The organism is Tabrizicola soli, assembly GCF_015999335.1.
GTDB classification, from domain to species: domain Bacteria; phylum Pseudomonadota; class Alphaproteobacteria; order Rhodobacterales; family Rhodobacteraceae; genus Tabrizicola; species Tabrizicola soli.
In genome coordinates this window covers 102,904-118,266 of record NZ_JAEACP010000009.1, presented here as the reverse complement: position 1 = coordinate 118,266, position 15,363 = coordinate 102,904, and the positions used below count along the sequence as shown (strand labels likewise).

The following is a 15,363-nucleotide window of genomic DNA, read 5'->3' as shown; positions in this document are numbered from 1 at the left end:
CGTTCGACTTCGTCTCCTCCTCGGGGGACCTGCGAGGAGTGACGAAGCCATCGACGGGCCTGCCTATTCCGCCGCGTCCTCCTCCAGCCCGATGAAGCCGCCGGATTGCCGGGCCCAGAAGCGGGCATAAAGGCCGTTCCGGCGCAGAAGTTCGGCATGGGTTCCGTCCTCGACCACCTGGCCGTCCTCCAGGACGACGATCCGGTCCATCGCGGCGATGGTCGACAGGCGGTGGGCGATGGCGATCACCGTCTTGCCCTGCATCACGCCGTAGAGCGCGGCCTGGATCGCGGCCTCGGCCTCGCTGTCCAGCGCGGAGGTGGCTTCGTCCAGGATCAGGATCGGCGCGTCCTTCAGGAGGACGCGGGCAATGGCGACGCGCTGGCGCTGGCCGCCGGAGAGCTTGACGCCCCTTTCGCCGACATGGGCGTCATAGCCCCGGCGGCCCTGCGGGTCCTCGAGCGTGAGGATGAAGTCATGCGCCTCGGCCTTCTGCGCGGCGGCGATCATCTCGGCCTCGGTCGCGTCGGGGCGGCCGTAAAGGATGTTCTCGCGCACCGAGCGGTGGAGGAGGCTGCTGTCCTGCTGCACCATGCCGATGTTCTGGCGCAGGCTTTCCTGCGTGACCTCGGCGACGTTCTGCCCGTCGATCAGGATCGCGCCGGATTCGCTGTCGTAGAAACGCAGCATCAGCTTGACCAGCGTGGACTTCCCCGCGCCCGAGCGGCCGACGACGCCGATCTTCTCGCCGGGGCGGAGGGTCAGCGTCACGTCGCGCAGGCCGCCGAAGCCCCGGCCGTAGTGGTGCGAGACGCCCTGGATCTGGATCAGGCCCTGCCTGAACTCCAGCGGGCGGGCGCCGGGGTGGTCGGTGAGGGTGACGGGCTGGGCGATGGTCTCCATCCCCTCGGCGAGCGTGCCGAGGTTCTGGACGAGGTTGGTCGAGGCCCACATGATCCAGTAGGTCATCGAGTTGATGCGCAGGACCAGCGCCAGGGCCGCAGCGACCACGCCGACGGTGGCCGTGCCCTGGACCCAGAACCACAGCGCCAGGCCGCCGACGCCCAGGATCATCAGCCCGTTGAGGAAGGTCAGCGCCACGTCCATCTTGGTGACGATGCGCATTTCCGTCTGGAAGGTCCTGCGCGAGGTCTCGATGGCCTCGCGGGCATAGTCCAGTTCGGCGTCCTGATGGGCGAAGAGCTTGACGGAATGGATGTTGGTGTAGCTGTCCACCACCCGTCCCGTCACCGCCGACCGCGCATCGCTGGAGGCTTTCGACGCCGGGCCGGCGCGGCGGATGGTCCAGCGCATCAGCCAGAGATAGCCGATCACCCAGGCCAGTAGCGGCAGCATCAGCCGGGGGTCGGCCTCGGCCAGCATCAGGAGCGCGCCGATGAAGGTGGCGGCGGCGAAGGCGGCCATGTCGAAGACCTGGAACACCGCCTCGCCCGCCGCCGGGGGGGCCTGCATGATCCGGTTGGCGATGCGGCCGGCGAAATCGCTCTCGAACCAGCCGACGGGCTGGCGCAGGACATGGCGGTGCGCGCGCCAGCGCATCATCGTGCCGAAGTTGGTGAGGATCGTGTTGTGCAGCAGCCCGACCGAGCCGCCGGCGACCAGCGGCCGCAGGATCAGGATGACCAGCGCGGCGACCAGGATCTCGGCCCCGTGGCTGGCCAGGAAGGCCTGCGGGCTTTGCCCGGACATCAGGTCGACGAGGCGGCCGAGATACCAGATCAGGCCGACGTCCAGCACCGCATTGCCGACCGAGAACAGCGCGGTGACGGCAAAGACCGCGCGGAAGGGGCGGACATAGTCGCGCAGGAAGGGCCAGAGCCGGCGCGGGGGCGCATCGGTCTGGACATAGGTCTGATAGGGATCGACGAGGTTTTCGAAGAAACGGAACATCTGGGGAGACCCGGGAAAGGTGGCAGCATCGGGGTGAAGCGGTGCCTGTGGGCGACCGCCACGACGGGAACGGTCAACTCAGGCGAGTGTGATCGAAATCCCGTTTTCCATGCTGGTCTCCATCCTGGGTGCCGATTCCCTAGCGCAGGCGCGGCAGTTTGTCACGCCCTTTCAGCAGCGCCTCGCGGCTGGCGGTCAGGTCCGAGGCGAGCCAGCGGGCCTGCAGCTGCTTCATCCGCGCGCCCAGAGCCTCGCCGGTGTGCTCGGGCATGAGGTCGGCGGCGGTGACGGGGAAGCGGGCCGCCACGCCACGTTCGACCTCGGCCTGCCAGGCGGGCGGAAGCGGCGTTTCCAGAAGCGCGGCACGAGCGAGGAGGGCGTCGGCGGCAAGCGCCCTGCCGAGCCGCCAGCCCAGCGCGGCGGGGGTCTCCATGGAACCGAGGGCGGCGCGGAGGGCGGACAGGTCGCGCGTCTCGGCCTTCGACAGCCGCAGGTCGGCGGTCTCGCCCCCCAGCACGGCAAGGCGGCGGAGCCAACGCGGCGGCTGGACGGCGTCGAGGTGGGCGAGGGGCGCGAGCGCGCGCGGGTCGGCGCCGGGCAGGACGCGGGCCAGGATGCCGGCTTGCGCCATGGCGGCGACGGAGGGGGCGGGGTCGCGGGCGGAGAGGAGCTTCTTCAACTCGGCCCGGATGCGTTCGCGGGAGATCACGTCCAGCCCCCCGGCCAGCGCAGCGCAGGCAGCGAGACCTTCGGCATCCAGACCGCCCTCGGGGTCGCCATAGGCGGCGTGGAAGCGGAAGAAGCGCAGGATGCGGAGGTAATCCTCACGGATGCGGGTTTCCGGGTCGCCGACGAAGCGGACACGGCGGGCCTTGAGATCGGGCAGACCGCCGAGAGGATCGAGCACGATGCCGCGCCGGTCGGCGTAAAGCGCGTTCATGGTGAAGTCGCGGCGGGCGGCGTCTTCCTCGATCCGGTCGGAGAAGGCGACCACGGCGCGGCGGCCGTCGGTTTCGACGTCGCGGCGGAAGGTGGTGATCTCGTGCGGCTCGCCGCCGGCGATCACGGTCACGGTGCCGTGGTCGATGCCGGTGGGGACGGTCTTGAAGCCCGCATCCCCGGCGATGCGGACCACGCTCTCGGGCGTGGCGTCGGTGGCAAGGTCCACGTCCCCGACCGGCACGCCGAGCAGGGAATTGCGCACGCAGCCGCCGACGAAAAGGGCGCGGTGGCCCGCAGCCTCGATCGCGGCACAAAGCGATTGGGTGCCGGGGTGATCCAGCCAGTCGCTCGCGACTTTCTCGCCCACGACTTTCATGATTGCATCCGTTCCGCAAGACCGCGCAGGATGCGGGCGGTCGCGCCCCAGATGTAATAGGGACCATGCGGGACGGCATAGTAGCGGCGCCAGACGCCCATCCACTGCCGCCGCTCGATGGAAAACCGCGCGGGATCCAGCACATGCGAGAGGGGGACGGTAAAGACCTCCTCGACCTCGCCCGCCTCGGGGACGGGGGCGAAGGGGCCTTGGATCAGGCCGACGAAGGGGGTGACGGCAAAGCCGGTGACGGTTTCATGGACCGGCAGGGTGCCGAGGATCTGCACGCGGGAAGGGGGGAGCCCGATCTCCTCCTGCGTTTCGCGGAGCGCGGCGGCCTCGGGACCGGCGTCGGAGGCATCGACCTTGCCGCCGGGAAAGGCGATCTGGCCGGGGTGGTGCTTGAGATGCGAGGACCGCTTGGTCAGGATCACCCCTGCACCCTCAGGGCGCAGCCAGATCGGCACCAGCACCGCCGCCGGGCGCAGCGGCGTGCCGGCGGCGGGGCGGATACCGGGGTTCAGGTCGAAGTCCGAGGACGGCCCGGCCGGGCGGGCCAGCGCAGCGCGCAAGCCTGCCTCGACCTCGATCATTCCGCCGGCTTCCCTTCGAAGCCGAGAGTCGCCGGATCCAGCTCGTAATGCGCGCCGCAGAACTGGCAGTCGGCGGTGACGACGCCAGCCTCGGTCGTCATCTTCGCGATGTCCTTCTGGCTGTAGATCGACATGGTGCTGCGGACCTTGTCCTCGCTGCACGAGCAACCGAAGCGCACCGGCTGGGCGTCGAAGATGCGGGGGCTTTCCTCGTGGAACAGGCGGACCAGAAGGTCGGTGGGCGCGACCGAGGGGCCGATCATCTCCAGCTCCTCGACGGTGTCGAGCAGCACGTTGGCGCGGTTCCAGTCGTCGGATTCCGCACCGCCAAGGATGTCGGCATGGGTCAGAAGGCCGCCCTCGCCACTGCCCTGCTCGGCCGCGACGCCGCCCGTCGCGGGCATGTGCTGCAGCATGATCCCCCCGGCGCGCCAGTGCAGCGGACGCCCCGGCTCGGCGCTTTCGCCATAGGCAAGCTGGAAGCGGGTGGGGATCTGTTCGGACTGGGCAAAATAGGTCTCGGCGCAGGCGGCGAGGCTGCCGCCGGCAATCGGGGTGAAGCCCTGGTAGGGCAGCATCCCCTCGCCCTGGTCGAGCATGACGGCGAAATAGCCCTCGCCGATCTGCGAGAACGGGTCGGCGCCGGGGTCCAGCCGCTCTGCGTCATAGCTGGCATAGGCGCGGATGCGGGCGGGCTGGCCGTCCTCGGTCGGGCCATAGTAGTCGGTGGCGATCAGTCGGGCCGGACCCTTGCCGCGCACCTGGAGCGAGAGCTTCCAGCGCAGCTTGATGGTCTGGCCGATCAGCGCGGTGAGAAGCGCGGTCTCGGCGACCAGCGCCTCGATCACCGACGGATAGGCGTGCTGCTTCAACACCTGGTCCAGCACCCCGTCCAGCCGCGCGACGCGGCCACGGATGCCCGAGGCGTCCAGCTGGAATGGGAGGACGGTATCGTCCCAGGCGATCTGCGGTCCGGTGGTCATTCGGGGATTTCCTGATGGTACCAGTGCTGGCATATCGCGCCTATATAGGCAGGGCAACGCCTGGTCCAAGGGGGAAGGACATGATCCGACGCTATGGCGAGCCGGTTCGGGCGGGCCAGCGGTACATCCGGCGGCCGGGGATCTATGCCGTGCTGTTGCGGGGCGACCACATCCTAGCCACGTATCAGGCCGAGCCGGTGCCCGAGTTCCAGCTACCCGGCGGCGGGATCGACAGGGGCGAGCAGCCGATCGCCGCGCTGCACCGCGAGGTGTTCGAGGAGACCGGCTGGAAGATCGCGGTGACGCGACGTCTGGGGGCGTTCCGGCGCTTCACCTACATGCCGGAATACGACCTCTGGGCCGAGAAGCTGTGCACGGTCTACCTGGCGCGGCCCGTGCGACGCCTGGGTCCGCCCGGCGAGGCTGGGTATGCCGCGGTCTGGCTGCCGGTAGGGCAGGCGCTGTGGCAGCTGGGCAATCCGGGGGATCGGGCGATGCTGGCCTCACTCCTCGGCTAGATCCAGGATGATGCCCGAGACATCGTCGGGGAAGCCGCCGCCCCCGGACTGGTGGCTCAGGTCCCAGACGAGCGATTCCAGCAGGTCCGACCCGGACAGATGGGCCGAGCGGCGGAGGCTTTCGACCAGCCCCTCCTCGCCGAAATCGCGGCCGTCGGGCAGGGGACATTCGGTGAAGCCGTCCGAGACCAGGACCAGCCGGTCGCCCGGAACGAGATGGCCGTGCAACGGGTCGTAGCGCGCCTCGGGGATCAGGCCGATGGGCAGCCCGCCAGCCCCCAGACGCTCCACCCGGCCATCGCGGCGCAGGATCAGGGGATGGGGATGGCCGGCCTGCACCAGGCTGAGCCGGCCCGTCACCCGGTGGATCACCGCGAAGGCCATGGTGAAATATTGTTCCGCCTGGATCTCGTCCAGCATGAGCTGGTTGAAGCGTTCCGCCACCGCCTCGGGCGGCAGGAGGACATGGATGCCGCCCGGCCCCTTCCGGAAGGCGAGGTTCTGTTCCGGCGAGGATCCGGTCAGGAAGCCCGCCAGCCGCGCCGTCATCATCGCCGAGGCGACGCCATGGCCCGAGACGTCGATCGAATAGACCGCCACCCGGTCGTCATCCACGCGGAAACTGCCGACCAGGTCACCGCCCACCCGGCCCGAATTGCGCAGAAGCAGCGAGGCGCGCGACCAGCCGTAGTCGCGCACCCGGTCGCGGATCAGGGTTTGCTGCAGCTTCCGCGCCTCGATCAGGTCGCGGTCGAGCGAATCGTAGAGCTTCTGCAGCTCCGAGAGCGTGCTGGCGATGACCCGGTTCTTGGCCAGAAGCTCGGCTTGGGTGGCCAGCATCCGCTCCCCCGCCCGGAGCCGGGCCCGCAACTCGTTGCTGGCGACGGGCTTGGTCAGGAAGTCGTCGGCCCCGGCTTCCAGCCCGTCGGCAATCTCGGCCGTCTCGGATTTCGCGGTGAGCAGCACGAAATAACCGTAGTTCTCGCGCCCGAGGCGGCGGAAGCGGTGGCAGAAATCGAGACCGGACATGCCGGGCATCATCCAGTCGCTGATGATGATATCGACATCCTCGCGGGCGCAGATCTCCAGCCCGGCTTCGGCCGACCCGGCCTCGGTCACGAGATAGCCCCAGCGGCGCAGCTGCATCGAGACGACATGGCGCTGCGCCCGGCTGTCATCGACCACCAGGACATGGCGCGGGCCGGTCTGGAGGCCGGGCGTTTCGGCAAGGCTGGGGCTGGCTGACACGTCGTCCTCTCCGAATCCATCGGCACCAGCCTGCCGCCCGCCCCCTTAACGTGCGGTGAAAGCTAAAATTGTGCCTGTTTCGCGGGCTCGGGGCCACGAATTGTTAAGGCCGGACCCGCCAGGCTGGGACGGTGAGTACGGATGAGGCGGGCCATGATCGACTGGCGCAGGGTTGAGGAATTGCGGGAAGAGATTGGCGCCGACGGATTTTCCGAGGTCGCCGACATGTTCCTGGACGAGGCGGAACAGGCCGTGCGGGCGTTGCAGTCCGGCCTGGCCGCAGGCGACATCGCGGCGCAGCTGCATTTCCTGAAGGGCAGCGCGCTGAACCTCGGGCTCTCGGACCTGGCCGCGATCTGCCAGGAGGGCGAGCGCAAGGCCGCCACGGGCGAGGGCGGGGCGATCGACATCGGTCAGGTGGCGGCGGTCTACCGCGACTCGCGTAGCCAGCTGGTGCGGCGTCTCGCCACCGATTCGGCAGCCTAGATGAGGAATTCCGACAGGGCCTCGTCGCTGGTGATATCGCGGAACGCCAGGCCCGCGGCGTCCATCCGGTCGGTGAACTGGCGGAAATGCCCGGCGTCCTTCGTCTCGATCCCGATCAGGACCGAGCCGAAGTTGCGGGCGGATTTCTTCAGATACTCAAAGCGCGTGATGTCGTCGTCGGGACCCAGCATGTTCAGGAACTCGCGCAGCGCACCGGGCCGCTGCGGCATCCGCAGGATGAAATATTTCTTCAGCCCCGAGAACCTTTGGGCACGTTCCTTGACCTCGGGCAGGCGCTCGAAGTCGAAGTTGCCGCCCGAGGTGACACAGACCACGGTCTTGCCCGCGATCTCCCCGGCCAGCTCCGGCAGCACGTCCACGGCCAAGGCCCCGGCGGGTTCCAGCACGATGCCCTCGACGTTCAGCATCTCCAGCATGGTGACGCAGATCCGGTCCTCGGGCGCGAGATGGACATGCTCGCGCCTGACCCAGTCGAGCATGGCAAAGGTCCGGTCGCCCATCCGCGCCACGGCCGCACCGTCGACGAAGCTGTTCACGCGCGGGAGCTTCACCGGCCCGCCCTCGCGCAGCGCGGCGGTCAGGCTGGCCCCGCCAAGCGGCTCGACGAAACGGAACTCCACCTCGGGCGCGACCTCGCGCAGATAGCTGGTCACCCCCGAAGCCAGACCGCCGCCGCCCACCGGCAGGACCACCATATCCGGCGCGCGCCCCAGCTGGTCCAGAATCTCGACCGCGACCGAGGCCTGGCCCTCGATCACGTCGGGATCGTCGAAGGGGGAAAGGAAATGCGCCCCGCGCTCGGCGCAGAAGGCCTGCGCCGCGGCGAGGGTCTGGTCGAAATAGTCGCCGGTCAGCCGGATCTGCACCTGGTCGCCGCCGAAGATCCGGGTCTTGTCGATCTTCTGCTGCGGCGTGGTCACGGGCATGAAGATCACGCCCTCGACCCCGAAGTGGCGGCAGGCGAAGGCGACCCCCTGGGCATGATTGCCCGCGCTGGCGCAGACGAACTGCCGCTGACCGGGATCGCGCAGCCGCATCTTGCGCATCGCGTTGAAGGCGCCGCGAATCTTGTAGCTGCGGACGGGGGTGAGATCCTCGCGTTTCAGCAGGATTTCGGCGCCATACCGCGCCGAGAGATGATCGTTGCGCTGCAGGGGCGTTGCGGGAAAAAGTTCGCGCAGGGCCTCGCTCGTCACACGCGCTGGCAGAATCTTGCCGGTTTTCAAAGCTCTATACCCTCGGTTTATGCCCGGTTTATTGGCCTCGTCATATTTTTGCCATCGAGTGACCCTGTGGTCCATCCATGACATTCCCAGCCATATGCGAAGGAAACAAAACTATGAACCTGAAACCTTTGGCTCTCACCCTGGCGGTGTCCGCCCTGACCTTCACTCCGGTCCTGCCGGTCTTCGATCTGGGCGACGGCGGTGCCGCCTATGCCGAAAAGGGCGGCAACGGCGGCGGTAAAGGCGGTGGTAATGGTGGCGGCAACGGCGGTGGCAACGGCAAGTCCGAAGGAAAGGGCAAGGCGGAAGCAAAGGGCAAGGCCGCCAAGACCGAGAAGGCGAACCCCGCCGCGACCAAGGTGAAGGCCTCCAAGGCCAAGACGAAGACCACGGTCGAGGGTGAACTTGCCCCGAACGAACTGGGCAAGATGAACGGCGCGCTGCACGCCAACATCAACGCGGTCCTGGCGCATATCCGCAACGGCCAGACCACCAACGGCCCGGTCGGCCTGCTGGCGGGCCTCGCCATCGCCGATTCCGCCGCGGCCGAGGCTGCCGGCGCCGCCACCGAGATGGCCGAGATCGAAGCAGAGTTCGACGCGCTTGACGCCGCGCTTGCGGAAAGCGGCTATGCCACGGTCGAGGATTACGTCGCGGCGAAGGACTTGGATCCCACGCTTGCCAACCAGGATCTCGACGGTCTGATCGCGGCCGTCGACGGCAAGACCCGCCCGACCGAAGAGGAGATCGCCGCCGCCGAAGCGGCCGCGCTGGAAGCCGAGCAGGGCGTGACCGATGCGGAAACCGCGATCGGCGACGCCTGGAACAAGGACGGCGACCTCGACACGCTGCTGGGTCAGCTGCGGGAGCGGCTGGCGACCGACCAGGAGGCCATCGACGCCGCGATCGAAGAAACCCAGGCCGAGGACGATATGGCGGCGGTGGTCCCCGAGGAAGAGGTCGTCCCGGAAGGTGAAGTCGTCGTCGTGGTCGAGTGACCGATCCGGCACGCGCGATCCGGAACGGCCCGCCCAGGTGGCGGGCCGTTCCATGTCCGGGCCGCCGGTGACCTTGCTAAGGCGGCGGTTTGGCTTTAATCGCCAGCAAAACCCGCGATGGAGCCTTCCCGATGCTGAAGCCCAAGAAAGTCGTCCTTGCCTATTCGGGCGGTCTCGATACCTCGATCATCCTGAAGTGGCTGCAGACCGAATACGGCTGCGAGGTGGTGACCTTCACCGCCGACCTGGGCCAGGGCGAGGAGCTGGAACCGGCGCGGCAGAAGGCGATCCTCTTGGGGATCAAGCCCGAGAACATCCATATCGTCGACGTGCGCGAGGAATTCGTGCGCGATTTCGTCTTCCCGATGTTCCGGGCCAATGCGTTGTATGAGGGGCTGTATCTCCTCGGCACCTCGATCGCGCGGCCGCTGATCAGCCAGCATCTGGTGCGGATCGCGCATGAGACGGGCGCAGATGCGGTGGCGCATGGCGCGACCGGCAAGGGCAACGACCAGGTCCGGTTCGAGCTTTCGGCCGCCGCGCTGGACCCGGCGATCAAGGTGATCGCGCCCTGGCGGCTGTGGGACCTGACCAGCCGGACGAAGCTGCTGGAATTCGCCGAGGCGAACCAGATCCCGATCGCCAAGGACAAGCGCGGCGAGGCACCGTTCTCGGTCGATGCGAACCTCTTGCACACCTCGTCCGAGGGCCGCGTGCTGGAGAACCCGGCCGAGGAATTCCCGAACTATGTGCTCCAGCGCGTCGTGCCGGTGGAAGAGGCCCCCGACCAGGCCGAGATGGTGGAGATCACCTTCGAGAAGGGCGACGCAGTGGCGATCAACGGCGAGGCGATGAGCCCGGCCACGATCCTGACCAAGCTGAACGAACTGGGCGGCAAGCATGGCGTCGGCGTGCTGGACCTGGTCGAGAACCGTTTCGTCGGCATGAAGTCGCGCGGGATCTACGAGACCCCCGGCGGCACGATCCTTCTGGAAGCGCATCGCGGGATCGAGCAGATCACGCTGGATGCCGGCGCCGGCCACCTGAAGGACAGCATCATGCCGCGTTATGCGGAACTGATCTACAACGGCTTCTGGTTCTCGCCCGAGCGCGAGGCGCTGCAGGCGCTGATCGACAAGACGCAGGAGCATGTCTCGGGCACGGTGCGGGTCAAGCTCTACAAGGGTCGGGCGGCGACCGTGGCGCGCTGGTCGGAGCATTCGCTGTACAGCGAGAAGCACGTGACCTTCGAGGAGGACGCGGGGGCCTACGACCAGAAGGATGCGGAAGGCTTCATCCGGCTGAACGGGCTGCGGCTGCGGCTGATCGCGAGCCGGAACGCGCGGGTGGCGAAGAAATAGCCGTCCAGCGTGGGCAGGTCTCGTCCACCAGGAACATCAAGGGGTTGCAGGGGGCGATTCACGCCCCCTTAACTTTTGCGCGGCGGCCGCTTCGGCCTGGATCAAGGCGTTCGCCAGCGACAGGGGCGCCGCCAGGTCGCGCAGCGCGGCCTGCACATCGGCGAAGATGCGGTCCTCGCCAGGGAAAAGCCCCCCGACCCGGAACAGGTTGCGGCCGTGGGTCAGGGCGACATGGATGACCTCTCCGTTCGAGGTGGCGGCGTAGAGTTGCGCGCCCGGCACGACGGTCTCCAACCCCGTCAGAATCCCGATCACCGCCGACAGGGCTGGCGGCTCGGGGCCGTCCTTCGATGAGGTCCAGATGCCATAGCTCCGCTGGCCGACAGCAACGTCGCGCCGGTGATGCAGGCCCTCGGTCGAGAGATTTGCGCCGGAGAACAGGCCCGAGCGGGTGTCATCCGCCAGCGCGATGAAGAAGGCGGGCATCGCCGTCCGGTTCGGGAACCGGGCGACAATGCCCCGGAAGAGGATGCGGGAGCTTTTGCCGCCGGTTTCGGCCGTGACCTCGGCCATCTCGATCGCATGTGCGCCCAGTGTGCCGTGGATGTGGTCCTCTCCCTTCCGCAAGGAGCGCTCGGGCAGGAGGCGTTTCGGCAGGGACCGGACGAAGGCGCTGGCGTCCTTGGCATGGGTCAGGCCGATGGATCGGGCAAGGATGGACATCACCGCCACCTCTTGCCGGCGGACGGCCCATCGCCGGGCGGCGACGACGACGAGGCCGAGGCCGATCACGCCGACCATCACCACCTTCAGGAGGGCCCTGGTCTCCAGCCCCGACCCCAGCGCCACCAGGACGGCGGTCGCCGCGAAGGCGGCCGACAGGGCCATGACGGCAAGGGCAAGCCGGGCCTGGCGCCGAAAGGCGGGCATCAGCGCCCGCACGGCCCGCGCCACCGCGTCGGGGTCGTCCGGGAGTGCGGCAAGGTCGACCATTTGGGGAACCCGTTGCGGTCAGGGCAGGCGCGGCAGGTGCACGGGCTGGCCGTTCCAGCTGCCCGAGATCGACCAGGCCTCATCTGCGAGGCGGTAAGTGTAACGAATTTCGCCACGTCCGTCGCCGGCGATGGTCAAGGCCAGGGTGATGCGGTCGTCAGCCTCGCCCAGGTTGCTCTCGACCCCGGTGCCGGTGACGGCGAGTCCGGGCCAGAAGCTGCAGGCCCGGAAATCGTAGTCGGTGCCCCGGTCGGTGGGCAGGGCAGTGAAAAGTCCGCCATGGTCGCAGCCGATGCTCACCGGATGCACCCCGTCCCAGACCGAAAACGCGATGCTCTGGTAGAGCTCGGTATCCACGGCCTGGGCGATGGCGAGCGGGTCGCCAAGCTGGGCCGGATCGGTAAGGGTAAGCGGCGTGTAGTCCTGCACCAGATCCTCGCGGCAGTGCTGTTCGCGCGCCGAGGGCAGGATGCCGTCCATCAGCGCGGCCCGGACGATGCCGTCGGGGCAGGCATGGCCCCGGCCCCAGATCACATGCGGGCCGCCCTGCATGAAGATGCCGAAGGCATTGGCGGCGCGGTCCAGCACGTCCTGGGCCATGGCGACCGGAGTGATCGGATCGGCGTCGCCGTTCAGGACCAGCGTCGGCCAGTCGCCCCCGGCATAGGGTGCGGGCCGGGTCGGCGGACCCTGGTGCGGCCAGTAAGCGCAGGCGAGCTGTTCCGGGAAATAGGCCCGCAGAAGGCGCGGTGCCTCTGGGGCAAGGGCGGTCGCGCGGGACAGGATCCGGTCGGCGCGTTCGTCGGGCGTGCCGGGGCCGCTGTCGTAATCGGTGCAGGTGATCGCGTAGAAGGCGGCGCCGAACCAGCCGGGATCCTCCATCCCCAGACCGGTTTCCGGGTCGATGAACATGTTGGCATAGCCCAGCTGCAAGAGCGGCACGAAATTGTCGCGGCCGGCGGCGGCGAGGGCACGCAGGAACTCGGCCCTGCCCTCGGGCGCGTAGAGGGCGAAGAAGGCGCTGGCCTCGAACAGGCCGCGGGTCAACCGGCGCTTCTCGGTCCTGCCGTCGGAAAGGGTGAGGGCCACCGGGATCGCTTCGCGGTCGAGGCGCGCGGCGAGGCGGTCGTACAGCGCGGCGGGATCGCCGCCGGTGTCGCGGGCACAGGACGCGATCTCGGCGCAGGCGGCAAGGGTGCGGGCCAGGATGCCCTCGGCCGCGGTGGTGAAGCCGGCGTAGAAGCCGGGCGCGTCCAGCGAAAGGTCCACCACACCGTCCAGGATCACGCCCCTGACCGCCTGGGGGAAGGCGGTGGCATAGGCCTGGACGAACTGGGTGCCGTAGCTTTCGCCGTAAAGCCAGACCTTCGGTGCGCCGATCTTCTGGCGGAAAGCCTCGGTATCGCGGATCGCCTGGTCCGAGGCGACGAAGGGCAGAAGGCCGGGCCGGTCCATCTCGGCGGTGCAATCGGCGACATAGGCGTGGGCGGCGGCCTTGGCGGCCTGCGGATCGCGGATCGAGAAGTCGGCGGCGTCGAAGCGGCCCTGCGCTGCGGGACAGGCGAGGCCATGGTCGGGGCCGGTGCCGCGCTGGTCGACAAAGACGATGTCCATGTAGTCGGTCAGCTCCCGGTCGAAGGAAGACAGGTAGCCTTCCGCCGAGGCGAGGCCCGAGGCCCCCGGCCCGCCGACGACGTAGAACAGGATGCCCCGGCTTTCGACATTGGCGAAGGAAAGGGCGAAGGTGATGTCGATGGTGCGCGACGGATCGTTGGCGCGATGGTCGAGCGGCAGTGTGAGCGTGGTGCAGGAGAGGGCGGAAAGCTCGCAAGGGTGCAGGTCGAGGGCCGAACTCGCCTCGTACAGCGATTGCGCCCCGGCGGGGGCGGCAAGGCCGAGGGCAAGGGCCAGCGCGCGCATCACCGGGCAAGCCCCGCGCGGCGGTCGCGGGACATGGCGGCGGGGACCATCTGCGGTGTCATGTGCTTCCGATCGGGACGTTAGGCGGCCGGCCGTAGCGGCGCCGGGGTCCAGGCAACCCCAGCGGGCCATGTCAGTCCTGCAGGCAGGTCTGGCGCTGGGTGCCCAGCCCCTCGACCCCGAGTTCCACCACATCCCCGGCCTTGAGGTATTGGGGCGGCTTCTTTCCCATGCCGACGCCGGGCGGGGTGCCGGTCGAGATGATGTCGCCGGGCTGCAGGGTGAAGAACTGCGAGAGATAGGAAACGAGAAAGGCCACCCCGTAGACCATGGTCCGGGTCGAGCCGCTCTGCATCGTCTCGCCGTTGACCTTCAGCCACATGTCCAGGTCCTGCGGGTCCGGCACCTCGTCGGGGGTGACGAGCCAGGGGCCGGTCTGGCCGAAGTTGTCGCAGCTTTTGCCCTTGGTCCACTGGCCCGAGCGTTCGGTCTGGAAGGCGCGCTCGGAGACGTCGTTGACCACGCAGTAACCGGCGACATGGTCCAGCGCCTGCGCCTCGGTCAGGTATTTGCCCGGTTTGCCGATGACGATGCCAAGCTCGACCTCCCAGTCGGTCTTTTCCGATCCCCGGGGAATCAGGATAGGGTCGTCCGGGCCGCAGATGGCCGAGGTGGCCTTCAGGAAGACCACCGGCTCGGGCGGGACCTTGAGGCCGCTTTCGGCGGCGTGGTCGGCATAGTTCAGGCCGATGCAGATGAACTTGCCGGTGCCCGCGACACAGGGGCCGATGCGCGGGGCGCCGGGGACGAGGGGCAGGCTCTCGGGGTCGATGCCGGCAAGGCGGCCAAGGTCGCCCAGCACGGAGCCGGCAAGGTCGGGCACATGGGCCGAGAGGTCACGGATCGCGCCTTCGGCGTCGAGGAGACCGGGTTTTTCCTGGCCCTGCGGCCCGTAGCGAAGAAGTTTCATCTGATGATCCCTGTTGGTTTTGCCGACATGCTAGCCGCCTTACGCCAAGGGTGGAAGCCCGGCGGCGGCGCGAAGCTCGGGCGAGCGGACGTCAAGCTCTTGCCCGGCCAGCGCATCGGCGGCCGGGGTGCAGAGCCAGGCGATGGCGCGGGCCGGTTCTTCCGCCGGGGCAAGGCTGGCGCGCGGCAGTTTCGAGACCGGGTTGATCCCCGAGGCCCGGATCGTGCCCTGCATGTTGGTATCCACCACGCCGGGCGCGAAGCCGAAGATGCGGATGCCCTCTGCGCCATATTCCAGATGGACCGAGCGGGTCAGCATGGCGAGGCCCGCCTTGCCGGCGCAATAGGCGCTCCACCCCTCCTGGGGGCGGTGTGCGGCGCCGGAGGAGAGGTTGACGATGGTGCCTGCGCCCTGCGCGACCATGTGGCGCAGCGCCAGTTGCACGACATGGAAGGCTCCGGTGAGGTTGGTGTCGATGTTCGTCGCCCAATCCTCGACCTGGACGTCCAGGATGCGGCCGATGGGGCCGATCACGGCGGCGTTGTTGACCAGGATATCGAACGGCTGCTCGAAAAGCGTGGTCATCGCAAGCCGGTCGGTCATGTTGGCGACATGGCCGGTGGCGGCGACGGGGCCAAGCTCGCGCCGGGCGGCGGCGAGGTTGGCGGCGCTGCGGGTGGTGAAATGGACGGTCGCCCCGGCCTCGGCCAAAGCGCGGACGGTGGCGAGGCCGATGCCGCGATTGCCGCCGGTGACGAGGGCGGTCTTGCCGGAAAGGGTCATGGAGTCCTCCGCTTGCTGTGCGGCCAAGGGTGGA

Annotated in this window: 14 protein-coding genes; 4 read left to right on the top strand and 10 right to left on the bottom strand. The window is 68.5% G+C overall.

Going from position 1 to position 15,363, the window contains the following annotated elements:
* Positions 1-63: 63 nt before the first annotated feature.
* From I7S92_RS10055 to hslO, 4 genes are all read right to left on the bottom strand, one after another.
* On the bottom strand, positions 64-1,911 hold the full coding sequence (locus I7S92_RS10055; RefSeq protein ID WP_197643518.1) for an ABC transporter ATP-binding protein: 1,848 nt from the start codon (positions 1,909-1,911) through the stop codon (positions 64-66).
* Between the two features lie 139 nt (positions 1,912-2,050).
* Entirely contained in the window at positions 2,051-3,229 is a 1,179-nt protein-coding gene (locus I7S92_RS10050) for a CCA tRNA nucleotidyltransferase (RefSeq protein WP_197643515.1), read from the bottom strand.
* On the bottom strand, positions 3,226-3,822 hold the full coding sequence (locus tag I7S92_RS10045) for a CoA pyrophosphatase (protein ID WP_197643513.1): 597 nt from the start codon (positions 3,820-3,822) through the stop codon (positions 3,226-3,228). The genes I7S92_RS10050 and I7S92_RS10045 overlap by 4 nt, the downstream gene beginning before the upstream one ends.
* Positions 3,819-4,805, bottom strand: coding sequence for an Hsp33 family molecular chaperone HslO (gene hslO / locus I7S92_RS10040; protein ID WP_197643511.1), 987 nt, complete (start codon positions 4,803-4,805; stop codon positions 3,819-3,821). Before hslO ends, I7S92_RS10045 begins: the two co-directional genes overlap by 4 nt.
* A gap of 80 nt (positions 4,806-4,885) precedes the next feature.
* Here hslO and I7S92_RS10035 point away from each other — a divergent pair, with 80 nt between their 5' ends.
* The gene (locus I7S92_RS10035; RefSeq protein WP_197643509.1) at positions 4,886-5,323 is read left to right on the top strand and encodes an NUDIX domain-containing protein; all 438 of its coding nucleotides are present in this window, start codon (positions 4,886-4,888) and stop codon (positions 5,321-5,323) included.
* Here the strand turns inward: I7S92_RS10035 and I7S92_RS10030 are convergent.
* Positions 5,309-6,571, bottom strand: coding sequence for a PP2C family protein-serine/threonine phosphatase (locus I7S92_RS10030; RefSeq protein WP_354001321.1), 1,263 nt, complete (start codon positions 6,569-6,571; stop codon positions 5,309-5,311). The two genes, I7S92_RS10035 and I7S92_RS10030, sit on opposite strands and share 15 nt — an antisense overlap.
* Before the next feature lie 141 nt (positions 6,572-6,712).
* Between I7S92_RS10030 and I7S92_RS10025 the strand changes: the two genes are divergently transcribed.
* The gene (locus tag I7S92_RS10025) at positions 6,713-7,057 is read left to right on the top strand and encodes an Hpt domain-containing protein (RefSeq protein ID WP_242070144.1); all 345 of its coding nucleotides are present in this window, start codon (positions 6,713-6,715) and stop codon (positions 7,055-7,057) included.
* Here I7S92_RS10025 and ilvA read toward each other — a convergent pair.
* Positions 7,054-8,274: a threonine ammonia-lyase IlvA gene (gene ilvA / locus I7S92_RS10020; protein WP_287872787.1), complete on the bottom strand. Its 1,221-nt coding sequence runs from the start codon at positions 8,272-8,274 to the stop codon at positions 7,054-7,056. The genes I7S92_RS10025 and ilvA overlap by 4 nt on opposite strands.
* Positions 8,275-8,417: 143 nt before the next feature.
* On the opposite strand from ilvA, the gene I7S92_RS10015 reads away from it, so the two are divergent.
* Both I7S92_RS10015 and I7S92_RS10010 read left to right on the top strand, forming a co-directional pair.
* Positions 8,418-9,302 carry a hypothetical protein gene (locus tag I7S92_RS10015; protein ID WP_197643505.1) on the top strand — a complete coding sequence of 295 codons (885 nt, stop codon included), beginning with the start codon at positions 8,418-8,420 and terminating at the stop codon, positions 9,300-9,302.
* 131 nt (positions 9,303-9,433) lie between these two features.
* A complete protein-coding gene (locus I7S92_RS10010; protein ID WP_197643502.1) occupies positions 9,434-10,663 on the top strand; it encodes an argininosuccinate synthase in 1,230 nt (409 codons plus the stop codon).
* 36 nt (positions 10,664-10,699) lie between these two features.
* Here I7S92_RS10010 and I7S92_RS10005 read toward each other — a convergent pair whose 3' ends face one another.
* The 4 genes from I7S92_RS10005 to I7S92_RS09990 form a co-directional block, all read right to left on the bottom strand.
* The gene (locus I7S92_RS10005) at positions 10,700-11,656 is read right to left on the bottom strand and encodes a hypothetical protein (RefSeq protein ID WP_197643500.1); all 957 of its coding nucleotides are present in this window, start codon (positions 11,654-11,656) and stop codon (positions 10,700-10,702) included.
* A gap of 18 nt (positions 11,657-11,674) precedes the next feature.
* Positions 11,675-13,576 carry an alpha/beta hydrolase gene (locus I7S92_RS23345; RefSeq protein ID WP_197643497.1) on the bottom strand — a complete coding sequence of 634 codons (1,902 nt, stop codon included), beginning with the start codon at positions 13,574-13,576 and terminating at the stop codon, positions 11,675-11,677.
* Positions 13,577-13,709: 133 nt separating this feature from the next.
* The gene (locus I7S92_RS09995) at positions 13,710-14,546 is read right to left on the bottom strand and encodes an ureidoglycolate lyase (RefSeq protein ID WP_197643495.1); all 837 of its coding nucleotides are present in this window, start codon (positions 14,544-14,546) and stop codon (positions 13,710-13,712) included.
* 39 nt (positions 14,547-14,585) lie between these two features.
* Positions 14,586-15,329 carry an SDR family NAD(P)-dependent oxidoreductase gene (locus I7S92_RS09990; RefSeq protein ID WP_197643493.1) on the bottom strand — a complete coding sequence of 248 codons (744 nt, stop codon included), beginning with the start codon at positions 15,327-15,329 and terminating at the stop codon, positions 14,586-14,588.
* Between the last annotated feature and the right edge of the window lie 34 nt (positions 15,330-15,363).